Here is a 10719-nt window from a genome sequence, read left to right on the forward strand (position 1 = left end):
GTCCAGCTTCACCGCCGCCAGCACCTGCTCGACCCGCCAATGGTCGTGGGCGCGGTCGGCCGGCAGGGCGGAGGCGACGTAGTCGGCCACGGTGGCGTGGGCCGACAGGTCCGGCTCCTGCGCCAGATAGGCGATGCGGACGCCGGGCTGGACGAAGCGCTCGCCGCCGTCCAGGTCGATCGCCCCGGCCAGCGCCTTCAGGATGGTCGACTTGCCGCTGCCGTTGCGGCCGACCAGGCAGGCCTTGTCGCCGGCCGAAAGCGCCAGGTCGACGCCGGTCCAGAGGGGCGTGCCGCCGAAGGTGACGGCGGCGTTGCGGAGGCCGAGCAGGAGGGTCATGTGCCGAGGATCCGAGAGAGGCCGCCCTTGTCGCAACTATGGCCGGGCTTGACCAGCCCCGGATTGGTCATGCCTGCCCGACCGGGCTGACCACCCGCCGTCCGCCGGGCGTGCGCTCGACGGTGAGGGCTACGCCGTACAGCCGGGTCAGCCGCTCCGGCGTCAGCACCGCGTCGACCGGCCCAGTCTCGAAGCCGCCGCCCGGCTCCAGCACCGCCACCCGGTCGGCGACGGCGAAGGCGTGTTCCGGCTCATGGGTCGAGACCAGCACCGCCAGCCCGTCGGCGGCCAGGGCGCGGATCCGGTCCAGCACCCTGAGGCGGTTGCCGAGGTCGAGGCTGGCCGTCGGCTCGTCCATCACCACCACCCCGGCCTGCTGCGCCAAAGCGCGGGCGATCAGCGCCAGCTGCCGTTGGCCGCCGGAGATCCGGGTCGAATCCCGCGACGCCAAAGCCGCGATGCCCAGCGTGTCGAGCGCCCGCATGGCGATGTCGAGATCGGCCTTGCCGGGAGTTGCAAAGGCGCCGAGCGCCGCGGTCCGCCCCATCACCACGAGGTCGAGCACGCTGTAGGCGAAATCGCCGGGATAGGCCTGCGGTACATAGGCGACGCGCCGGGCGACGGCCGCCGGCCGCAGCCGCTCCAGCGCCTCGCCGCCGACCCGGACGGTGCCGGCCAGCGGCGGGATCAGGCCCAGCAGCGTCTTGAACAGCGTGGTCTTGCCGACCCCGTTCGGCCCGAGCAGGCAGGTGACCGTACCCGCCTCCAGCGCCAGGTCGATGCCGGCGGCGACGGCCGTACCGCCATAACCGATGGTGAGGCCTTCGGCGGAGAGCGCGGTCATGGCCGGTCCCCGTCCACATCAGACTGAGACCCAACGAGTCCCCCCTCCCCTCGCGGGAGGGGGGTAGGGGGAGGGGGTTCTCGACGCAATAACCGGCCCGGACTGCGGCAGGCCGATGCGGATGGCGAAATCGGCTTCCTTACCATTCGCGCGCGGACGCGCGCAGACCCCTCCCCCTGCCCCCCTCCCGCAAGGGGAGGGGGGACTAAAAAGGGCTGGGCCTGAAATGGCGTGTCTCGCCGGCTCACGGCAGCCGCCTCCGCCTGCCATGCGCCAGCAGCCAGACGAAGATCGGGCCGCCGATCGCGGCAGTCAGGACACCGAGCGGGATCTCGATCTCGGCGGCGGAACGCGCCAGCGTGTCGATCGCCAGCATGAAGGCTGCACCCAGCAGGATCGCCGCCGGCAGCAGCCGGTCGAAGCGCGGCCCCACCAGCAGCCGGGCCATATGCGGCACCATCAGCCCGACCCAGCCGATGACGCCGGAGATCGCGACCACCGCGGACGTGACCAGCGTGGCCGCGCCGATCACCAGCAGGCGCAGCCGCGGCACGTCGACGCCCAGCGCCCGCGCCTCGTCGTCGCCCAGCGACAGCACGCCGATGCGCCAGCGCAGCAGGATCAGGGGCACGAGGCCGACCAGCACCGCCGGCAGCACCGCCGCCACGTCGTCGACCTTCACCCCGGCCAGGCTGCCGAGCAGCCAGAAGGTGATGGCCGGCAGCTGGTCATAGGGGTCGGCCAGCACCTTGACCAGGGAGATCGCGGCCCCGGCCAGCGCGCCGACCACGATCCCGGCCAGGACCAGCACCAGCACGTCGCCGCCGCCCCGCAGCGCCCGGGCCAGGGCGCCGACCGCGGCCACGGTGACCAGCCCGCCGCCGAAGCCGAGCAGCTGGATCGCCGCCACCGGCAGCCCCAGCAGGATGCCCAGCACCGCGCCGAAGCCGGCGCCGGTGGAGACGCCGAGGATGTCCGGCGACACCAGCGGGTTGCGGAACAGGCTCTGATAGGCGGCGCCGGCGGCGGAGAGCGCGGCGCCGACCAGCATCGCCGCCAGCACCCGCGGCAGGCGGATGCGGAACAGCACCGTCTCCGCCGTCGGATCGATCACTCCGCCGAAGACGCGGCGCCAGAGCGCGGCCAGCACCTCCTGCGGCGGAACGCGGTACGGGCCGATGCCGGCGGCGACCAGCACCGTCGCGATCAGCAGGACCGTCAGGACGAGAAGGACCGTTACCGTCCGCACCGCGCCGGTCTTAGCCCCCGGCGCCGTCGAGCAGGCGGTCCAGGTCGGCATCGGTGAGGTCGACCTGGTAGAACAGGTGGTAGAAGCCGCGGACTTGGTCGCGCAGGTCGCCCGGCGCCTGCTCCGGATACAGCGTGTGCAGCAGCCAAGTCAGGCCGATCAGCCGGTTGGCCGAGGGCGGGACGTCGACGAAGCCGAAGGGCAGGCCCGGCGACAGGAAGACACGGTCGGCCTTCACCGCCGGTACCGGTTGCCAGTCCGGATTCGCGGCGACGCCTTCGGCAAAGCGGCGGTCGAGCGCGACGATGGTGTCCGGCGCCCAGGCGATCACCTGCTCGCGCGAGACGGTGACGAGGCCGCCCTTGTCGCGCAGGCCCTCGACCACGTTGACGGCGCCGACCCGCTCCAGGATCTCGGTGGTGATCGACCCGCGCGAGCCGCTCTCCAGCCCCTCCGCCCCGCGGGCGAGATAGACCTTCGGGCGCCGGCCGGCCGGCACCTTGGCCAGCACGGCGTCGACCTGGGCGAAGATCGCCTCCGCCGCCTTGGCCAGCGCCTCGCCCCGCTCCGGCACGCCGAGGATGCCGGCCAGCAGGCGCAGCGCCGCCGGGGTGTTGGGGAAGCTGCCGTCGATCAGCAGATACGGGATGCCGGTCTGCTGCTGCACCCGGTCAGCCAGCGATTTGTAGGTGTCGCTGATGGTGCCGAAATCGACGATCAGATCGGGCTTGGCGGCCAGCAGCTGTTCGAGGTTGACCGTGTCGCCCTTGCCGGTCAGGCGGCCGGTCTCCGGCAGGTCGCGCACGGCGGGCAGCAGGAACGGCTTGTCCTCCGCCCGCGGCGCCCGCACCCAGCCGGTCATGGTCTGCGGCGCCAGCATGGTGACGAGGATCGAGGCCGGCGGGCCGGCGGCGAAGACCCGCTGCACATGGTCCGGGATCTCGACCTGCCGGCCGGCGGAATCGGTGACGGTGCGGGCCCGGGCCGCCGGCGCGACCGCCAGGGCCAGGGCGGCGATCAGGGCGGCCAGGGCGCCGCGGCGGCGAAGCATGTCAGGGATCTCCCACGTCGGCATCGCCGGGCGTCGGCGGGGCGAGCGGCGTGAAGGCGCAGCGGTCGGGCTTGATGTCGATCAGCGGCGTGCCGTCCAGGCAGTCCAGCCCGCGCACCAGCAGGATCGATCCCTCGATGCCGACCAGCGTGACCATCGCGGTGCCGATCGGGTTCGGCCGCACCGGCGACCGCAGCGAGAAGGTGCCGCGGGTGGTGCCGTCATTCTTCGGGCTCTGCCGCACCAGGTCGCGGCGCGACCGGTGCAGCCAGTACAGGATCTCGAGCCTTTCGAACTCGGCGACGCCGTCCAGCGCCTGGTCCCAGGGCGCGAACACCTCGATCCGGCAGGTCGGGCCGTCCTGGCGGCCCTGGCGCGGGCAGTCCATGCGGCTGGTCCAGGGGGTGTGGATGCGGCCGATGAAGACCAGGCCGGCATCGGCGGCCTCCGGCCATTCGACGGCGCGTTCGGCCGCCCGGATCTCGTCCTCGCGCACCATGCGGATCTCCAGCTCCCGTGCCGCTTCGCTATATAGAGCGATATACGGCGGCGGGCGAGAGGCTTGATGCCGCGGCGGGGCCACGAGGCCGGCCAAATGCGGTAGATACCGTCATGAAACCCTCTCCGCCCGCGCGATTGCGGCATCCCCGATGCGCGCCCGGGGGCAAGGCCCGTTCATGGACAAGGCCATCCGCCGCCCCTAGCTTGGCGCCGTTCCGAAGGCCCGGGCAACCAGGGGGACCGATGACGGACCTAGCTGTCTTTTCCGGAAGCGCGCATCCCGGCCTGGCGGCGGAGATCTGCATGAGGTTGGGCGTGCCGCTGCTGCCCTCCCGGGTCCAGCGCTTCGCCAATGACTGCCTTCAGGTCCAGCTGCAGGCGAATTGCCGCGAACGCGACGTCTTCCTGGTCCAGCCCCTCAATCCTCCGGTGCAGGAGCATCTGGTCGAGCTGCTGCTGATGATCAACGCGGCCCGCGGCGCCTCGGCCTCGCGGATCACCGTGGTGATGCCGCACTACGCCTATGCCCGGTCGGACAAGAAGGACGCGCCGCGGATCTCGATCGGCGGCCGGCTGGTGGCGGACCTGCTGGTCGCGGCGGGGGCCGACCGGGTCCTGACGCTGGCCCTGCATTCGCCCCAGGTCCACGGCTTCTTCAGCGTGCCGGTGGACCATCTCCACGCCCTCGGCGAGCTTGCCGGCCATTTCCGCCGGCACGACCTCGCCAACGCCGTCGTCGTGTCGCCGGACCTCGGCTATGCCAAGGAGGCCTCCGCCTTCGCGCGGCTGCTGGGCGCCGGCGTCGCCATGGGCGCCAAGCAGCGCTACGAGAACGACCGCGTCGAGATCAGCACCATCATCGGCGAGGTGCGCGGCAAGGACGTCATCGTCATCGACGACGAGATCGCCAAGGGCAGCACGGTGCTGGAGCTGCTGGGCCATCTCCGCCGCCACGGCGCGCGGTCGATCCGCGTCGCGTGCACGCACGGCCTGTTCTCCGGCGGCGCGCTGGAGCGGCTCGGCGCCCAGGACGACGTGCTGGAGATCGTCTGCACCAACACCATCCCGGTGGAGGGCGCCGGACGCCACCCCAAGCTGGTGGTCCTCTCCGTCGCCCCCGCCCTGGCCGAGGCGATCCGTCGGATCCATGCGGGAGAATCCGTCAGCGAGCTGTTCCACGCCTAACGCCGGCCCTCCCCTGCGGGAGAGAGAGAGAGAGAGAGAGCGGAAGGCAGGCTGGTGATGGTTTCGTAGGTTGGGTTCGCGGCACGCGAACCCAGGGTGCAGCGGCGCGACGGTCGGCTTCGCCCCGGCGAACCCGACCCACGCGGTCGCGCCAAACATCGGTCTGTCACCCGCCGCCGGGCTTCAGCAGCCAGGGGGCGCTGTCGAGCCGTTCGCCGGTCTCGATGTCGTACCAGCCCTGGTCCGGGACCTTGTCGCTCTGGTCGAGATGCCAGTAGCGGCCGGCATCCGGCCCGTCCTCGGGCCACCAGGGCGTGGGAGGCTTGCCGTCCGGCTCCCCGTCCCCGGCGGCCTTGCGGCGGCGCCCGAACCAGTCGGCGCCGGAATAGTCCGGGTTCAGCCAGGCGGGGTCGGGGCGGATGCGCATGTCGCGGCAGAGCTGGAAGACGATCGCCTCCAGCGGCTGCCCGGCGAGGCCGGCATCGATCTCCGGGTCGTCGACCAGCCGGCGCCACATCGCGGCGATCTGCGCCTCGCAGGTGTCGGCATCGAGGTCGCGATCGGCGGCGACCGAGCAGCTGACGGCGCGGGCCACCCGCTGGCGGCGCTTCTCCATCTCCGTGGCCTGGCCCCGGGCCTCGGCGGCGGCCTTGGCCGCGATCTCCTGCCGCTTGCGGGCGAGCAGGACCTGCAGCGCCAGGCTGCGGCGGACGCCGCGGGAGGCGCGGTCGAAGGCCAGGCCGAACTCCTTGGCCTGCGTCGCCTCGCCGGCGGCGACGGCGGCCAGCAGGGCCTTGTGCGTCGCCTCCGCCTGCTCCATCGCCATCTCGGCCAGCCGGTCGAGCATGCGGCCGGCGCGCGCCGCCTCGGCCGGGTCGAGGCCCGGGGCGGTCGGCTGCCGGGTTGGGACGGAGCACGCCTTGTTCATAGAACATATCATGAACGAAATGAGCCGGCTGCGCAATGAACATTGTGTGACCTTGAAACATGTCGATGCGGGGTGACCGAGCCCCGGGTCACCTGACTGCGGGGGCCGGAATGACACCCCGGCTCCGACCGCAATCGGCTCGAAGCGGACAATCGCCGGCCCTCTTGGCTTCTCTGAAGCGGACATAGCCGGTGATCCAATGGTGCCTGATACCGGACATGGCCGCCTTGGTCCGAATCGGGTCAGGTCCTCCTTCGGCACAGAGGGCGAGGGCCGCTTGTGGGCGCCGTCATTCGGCCCGACCGTCCGCGAAGGGCGGAAAGCGGACAAATGATATGCTGCAGCTTTACCAGTCGGGAAATTCCAGTCTTCTCCCGATCGAATGTGTGATCATCTACCTTTTCGAGCGTAGTGAATGGAGTCGATCGTGTCTGGTCCTGACATCGAGCCGCAGGGCTGGGGGCCCGTCACTGAGGGATTGGGAGCGGCTATTCGAAAGCTGCTACAACAGCGCGAGGGTGTGCCCAGTATTGTCAGGATGGCTGGTGGCGAAGAAATAGTGGTTTATGACGTGGCATGGGGACGGGACGCTGGGGATTTGTGGGAGCATGTGACTGCGAATATCCGTCCTTCTCATAAAGAACATCCCGTCCATTTCTTTATTCTGTCAGACGTACGGTCCGTGCTGGATCCACTCACGGGCGAAATATTGATCTTCCAGGATCCGGCTCCGGGCCAAAGATAGGCATCCCGGTAGCTGGCCGGATCTGTCGCCTTTGGGTCGAGTGCAGCCATGTCCGCTCCCGGGAGCCCCGCGCAGTGACCGCTCCTCACCCAAGCGGGACATTCTCCGGCGATCTATCCTTCCGAAGTGGGCGGATCGTCATCCATCGCGTGCCGGCACATGTGTGCGCAATACGGGGATGCCGGCTCATCGCAGCTTTCCAAACAGACGCTCAAGGCGGCCTGGCGGCAAAGAGGGACCAAGCTGGCTCCTCGACAGACGTCCGCTCCGCCGACCTCGGCCAACGGAGCGGTCTCGTCCCGAAAGAGCGGCCCGGCTCAGCCGAGCCGCCCCCCACCATTCTACTGCGGCGCCCCCTCCCTCAGCCTCTGCGGCGAGCGCGCCGCCATGAAGCTTCCGATCTCGGCCAGGGTGACATAGCCCTTGCCGGAGGTGTCGATCTGGCCGAAATGGTCGGCCACGAAGCCCCAGCCGGCCTTCCGGGCCTCCTGCGCCGTCAGCGACGAGCGCGACCCGGCCGCGCGCTGGAACTGCGCCGCCAGCTCGTCCTGCACGCCCTGCGCCATCGTCGCCGGGCTCGGCTTCGGCGCCGGCGCCGTCCGCAGGGCCAGCGCGCCGGCCGGCTTCACCGGCTTGCGCACGTCGTCATAGCCCCAGGACGGCTGGGCCAGCGCCATCCCCGCCGCCACCAGGGCCAGCGGGGCCACCCAATGCTTGATCCTCATGATCCCCTCCTTGGCTAGTCGGCGTTGGCCTGCTGCGCGACCTGGGCGTCGGAGCCGAAGGGCGGCGCGGCGTAGAAGTCGCTGATCACCGCCTCCAGCGCCGGGCGCGAGGCCTCGGTGTTGTAGGTCATGTGGCCGCCCTCGAACCACTTGACCGGGATGCGGTCGTAGAGGTCGACGCCGATCAGGTCGAGCTCGGTCTGGTAGCCCGGCGTGGCGTTGTCCTCATAGCCGTGCATCACCAGCCATTTCAGCCCCGGGTCGTAGGTCAGGGCGATCTGGATGTCGCCCAGGCTGTTCGGGTCGGTCGTGCCGTTGTGGTTCCAGTTCCAGTAGTAGATGGCGTTGCCCAGCGGCTCGTAGGTCGAGGCGCTGCGGTAGTTCACGTAATACGGCATCAGCTGCTTGAACTGGTTCAGGAAGGCCAGGTTGATGTAGTCGTCGGGCGCATAGGAATTGCCGGCCGGCACCTTCATCCGGCCGTCATAGCGGCCCAGCTCGTAGCCCGGCATCAGCTCGTTCCGGTAATCGCCCGGCAGCTGCTTGAAGGATTTGTACCAGGTCAGCGTGTCCAGCGCCGCGCGGGCCACCAGGTCGTTCAGCAGGACCCAGCCCTTCTGCGTGTCGAGGAACTTCTTGCGCGCCCCCGCGGTCATCGCCTCCACCGGCACGTAGCGGACCGAGGTGAACTGGCGCAGGCTCTCGAGATACTGCGGGATCGTCTGCGACCCGCGGGCCGGCGACTTGTTGAAGAAGTTCGCCATCATCGCGTAGCTGGGCAGGTAGCCGCCGCAGGAGACGGCCTCCTCCATCTCGCAGTTCGAGGCGTAGTCGAGGATCGGCGAGTTCAGGATCACGCCGGTCAGGACGACGGGCGGCTTGCCGGTCGGGTCCGGCGCGTAGCGGCTGGTGCCCTGCCGCTCCAGCAGCTTGGCCACGATCGGCGTGCGGATGCCGCCATAGGATTCGCCGTACAGGTATTTCGGCGAGCTCTGGCGGTTGTACTGGTTGATGTAGCGGGTGATGAAGTCCGCCACCACCACGCCGTCGGCATCCACGCCCCACCAGTCGCGGTTCTTGTGCGGAGCGATGGCGGCGGAATAGCCGGTGCCCGGCGGGTCGACGAACACCAGGTCGGACTGCTTCAGCAGCGTGATCTCGTTGTCGACCAGCGGGAAGCTGTCGGGCTGCTGCGCCGGGTTGATGATGGTCGGCGCGTCCGACTTCAGCCGCTTCGGCGCCCAGGACCCCATATGCAGCCAGATCGAGGCCGAGCCGGGGCCGCCATTCCACAGGAAGGTCACCGGCCGCGTGTTCTTCGGCGCGCCGTCCAGCGTGTAGGCGGTGTAGAAGAAGGCGGCCTCCGGCTTGCCGTCGGCGCCGTTGACCACCAGGTGGCCGGCGCCGGCGGTGAAGCGCAGCAGCTTGCCGTCGACCGCCATGCTGTGGTGCTTCAGCGAGGTGGTCTCGTTCACCTGGGCCAGGTTCACCTGCCCGTCCGGCCCGGTGTTGTAGATGGTGGGGTCGTTCACCACCCGGTCCGGCTCGGCCCGCGGCGCCGCCTGCGCCAGGGATGCCTGCGCCGCGCCGGCGGCATCAGCAGCCGCGCCCGGCGGCGCCGCCAGGCCCGGGGCGACGGCCGCCAGGCAGAGAGCGAATGAAGCCGCGACAATGCGTAAGGACATGTCTCGCTCCTCCTCGATGTCGACTTCGACGTTGAAAGGCCCGTCCTCGGGGCGATCCGTCGGGGCGCCGATCCGGGTCTGCGGAATGCCGGTGCGGAAAAGGATCGGGGCGGCGGCAATGCCGCGAGGCAGACTTCAGCCGGGGCGAAAGGCCCCGGTATCTTCCGGCAGGGCATGGTTGCGCGAGCGTGCCCCGCGCGGGGGCCCCGGCTGGAGTGCGGTCGAGCACGACGGGAGAGCGCGCGTCCCCCCTCGCGACGGAAAGCCAAGCCCTGTTGGATGATGGTTGTACGGACGACCTTCTAAGACTTCATAGCCTAGCCAAGCGGGCCCTCAAGCAAACGGCAAAAGGGGAAGCTGCGAAGACATGGAAGACCGGCCGAAACGTCATTCGACATCTTAAGGAACCGGTGCTAGTTCCGGCATGGTGAAATCATAAATTCTGTCCCTGTTCTTTCTAAAATTAGAGCCAAATCGAGTGCCATGGAACGTTGTGGCGATGGAAGTGCAGGCGCTTTGCATTTCTTTTCTTTCGAGCTGTGGTTCCGGATGATTGCAAAAGGTCTTACGTTTGCAACCGGAACGGACCGAAGCGCGGCTGTCGGCACGACGGTCGGCTGCGACTCCGAGGGCCGGTTCCGGGGTCGGGGAGGGCGATGCCGGTCCGGGCGGCTGGCGACGGCAGCCGGACCGGCGGGGTGATGCCGTCGCCAGCGATGGGCTCGACTCGCCAGACCCGCCGCATCCAGACAATCCTGCCCTGCCGTTGCTGCATTCCGCCCGTCCTTGTCCCGATTGTCCCGCTCATGCTGTGATGCGGATCGAGACAATCGGGACACAACAGGAGGCCGCCATGTGGATGCCGTCGCTGGTCGACCGCGCGGGGCCGAAATATCTCCGCATCGCTGACGCCATCGCCGAGGACGTCTATGCCGGCCGGCTGAAGGTCGGGGAGCGGCTGCCGACCCATCGCGACCTGGCCTGGCGCCTCGGCGTCACCGTCGGCACCGTCAGCCGCGCCTATGCCGAGGCCGAGCGCCGCGGCCTGGTGGCCGGCGAGGTCGGGCGCGGCAGCTTCGTCAAGGCCGGCGCCCGGTCCCAGGCCACGCTCGATATGCCGGCGGTCGGCGGGCCGCAGACCATCGAGCTCGGCGTCAACCGGCCGCCGACCCATGTCATCGCCCCGGAATATGCCGAGGCCATGCGCCGCGTTGCCGGCTCGAACATGCTCGGCGAGCTGATCAACTACCAGGCCCATACCGGGAAGTGGGAGCACCGCGCCGCCGGGGCGCAGTGGATCCGCCGCCGCGGCATCGAGGTCGGGCCCGAGCGCGTGCTGGTGACCAGCGGCGCCGAGCACGCCATCACCGCGGCGCTGATGGCGTTCAGCGACCCCGGCGACCCGATCCTGGTGGAGGAGCTGACCTGGTCCGGCGTCCGCGCCCTGTCCAGCCTTTTGCGCCTGTC

At 69.9% G+C, this 10719-nt stretch carries 10 protein-coding genes; 2 read left to right on the forward strand and 8 right to left on the reverse strand.

Features of this window, described 5'->3' with window-relative positions:
• The 5 genes from ABDW35_RS22960 to tsaA all read right to left on the reverse strand — a co-directional run.
• Nucleotides 1-339 (reverse strand): ATP-binding cassette domain-containing protein (locus ABDW35_RS22960; RefSeq protein WP_343716204.1); only part of this gene is annotated, 339 nt, incomplete at its 3' end.
• A 67-nt stretch (nucleotides 340-406) separates the two neighbouring features.
• Entirely contained in the window at nucleotides 407-1183 is a 777-nt protein-coding gene (locus ABDW35_RS22965; RefSeq protein WP_343716205.1) for an ABC transporter ATP-binding protein, read from the reverse strand.
• 244 nt (nucleotides 1184-1427) lie between these two features.
• The gene (locus ABDW35_RS22970; protein WP_343716206.1) at nucleotides 1428-2483 is read right to left on the reverse strand and encodes an iron ABC transporter permease; all 1056 of its coding nucleotides are present in this window, start codon (nucleotides 2481-2483) and stop codon (nucleotides 1428-1430) included.
• A complete protein-coding gene (locus ABDW35_RS22975; protein ID WP_343716207.1) occupies nucleotides 2443-3483 on the reverse strand; it encodes an iron ABC transporter substrate-binding protein in 1041 nt (346 codons plus the stop codon). Before ABDW35_RS22975 ends, ABDW35_RS22970 begins: the two co-directional genes overlap by 41 nt.
• Before the next feature lies 1 nt (nucleotide 3484).
• Nucleotides 3485-3982 (reverse strand): tRNA (N6-threonylcarbamoyladenosine(37)-N6)-methyltransferase TrmO, encoded by a 498-nt coding sequence (tsaA, locus tag ABDW35_RS22980; RefSeq protein WP_343716208.1) that lies wholly within the window; start codon nucleotides 3980-3982, stop codon nucleotides 3485-3487.
• 245 nt (nucleotides 3983-4227) lie between these two features.
• Between tsaA and ABDW35_RS22985 the strand changes: the two genes are divergently transcribed.
• Nucleotides 4228-5169 carry a ribose-phosphate pyrophosphokinase gene (locus tag ABDW35_RS22985; protein ID WP_343716209.1) on the forward strand — a complete coding sequence of 314 codons (942 nt, stop codon included), beginning with the start codon at nucleotides 4228-4230 and terminating at the stop codon, nucleotides 5167-5169.
• Between the two features lie 166 nt (nucleotides 5170-5335).
• Here ABDW35_RS22985 and ABDW35_RS22990 read toward each other — a convergent pair whose 3' ends face one another.
• The 3 genes from ABDW35_RS22990 to ABDW35_RS23000 form a co-directional block, all read right to left on the reverse strand.
• Nucleotides 5336-6097: a hypothetical protein gene (locus ABDW35_RS22990; RefSeq protein WP_343716210.1), complete on the reverse strand. Its 762-nt coding sequence runs from the start codon at nucleotides 6095-6097 to the stop codon at nucleotides 5336-5338.
• Nucleotides 6098-7183: 1086 nt separating this feature from the next.
• On the reverse strand, nucleotides 7184-7567 hold the full coding sequence (locus ABDW35_RS22995; protein WP_343716211.1) for a hypothetical protein: 384 nt from the start codon (nucleotides 7565-7567) through the stop codon (nucleotides 7184-7186).
• Between the two features lie 14 nt (nucleotides 7568-7581).
• Nucleotides 7582-9252 carry a hypothetical protein gene (locus ABDW35_RS23000; RefSeq protein ID WP_343716212.1) on the reverse strand — a complete coding sequence of 557 codons (1671 nt, stop codon included), beginning with the start codon at nucleotides 9250-9252 and terminating at the stop codon, nucleotides 7582-7584.
• Between the two features lie 853 nt (nucleotides 9253-10105).
• Here ABDW35_RS23000 and ABDW35_RS23005 point away from each other — a divergent pair.
• A partial coding sequence (locus tag ABDW35_RS23005) for an aminotransferase class I/II-fold pyridoxal phosphate-dependent enzyme (RefSeq protein WP_343716213.1) occupies nucleotides 10106-10719 on the forward strand: 614 nt, incomplete at its 3' end.

Source organism: Inquilinus sp., assembly GCF_039594555.1.
Lineage (GTDB): Bacteria > Pseudomonadota > Alphaproteobacteria > DSM-16000 > Inquilinaceae > Inquilinus.

What these genes read in the sequence shown, in the direction of transcription:
- ABDW35_RS22965 (WP_343716205.1), bottom strand. Translation starts at nt 1,183, where the DNA reads ATGACCGCGCTCTCCGCCGAAGGCCTCACCATCGGTTATGGCGGTACG.
- ABDW35_RS22970 (WP_343716206.1), bottom strand. Translation starts at nt 2,483, where the DNA reads ATGCCGACCTGGACCGCCTGCTCGACGGCGCCGGGGGCTAAGACCGGC.
- ABDW35_RS22975 (WP_343716207.1), bottom strand. Translation starts at nt 3,483, where the DNA reads ATGCTTCGCCGCCGCGGCGCCCTGGCCGCCCTGATCGCCGCCCTGGCC.
- tsaA (WP_343716208.1), bottom strand. Translation starts at nt 3,982, where the DNA reads ATGGTGCGCGAGGACGAGATCCGGGCGGCCGAACGCGCCGTCGAATGG.
- ABDW35_RS22985 (WP_343716209.1), top strand. Translation starts at nt 4,228, where the DNA reads ATGACGGACCTAGCTGTCTTTTCCGGAAGCGCGCATCCCGGCCTGGCG.
- ABDW35_RS22990 (WP_343716210.1), bottom strand. Translation starts at nt 6,097, where the DNA reads ATGAACAAGGCGTGCTCCGTCCCAACCCGGCAGCCGACCGCCCCGGGC.
- ABDW35_RS22995 (WP_343716211.1), bottom strand. Translation starts at nt 7,567, where the DNA reads ATGAGGATCAAGCATTGGGTGGCCCCGCTGGCCCTGGTGGCGGCGGGG.
- ABDW35_RS23000 (WP_343716212.1), bottom strand. Translation starts at nt 9,252, where the DNA reads ATGTCCTTACGCATTGTCGCGGCTTCATTCGCTCTCTGCCTGGCGGCC.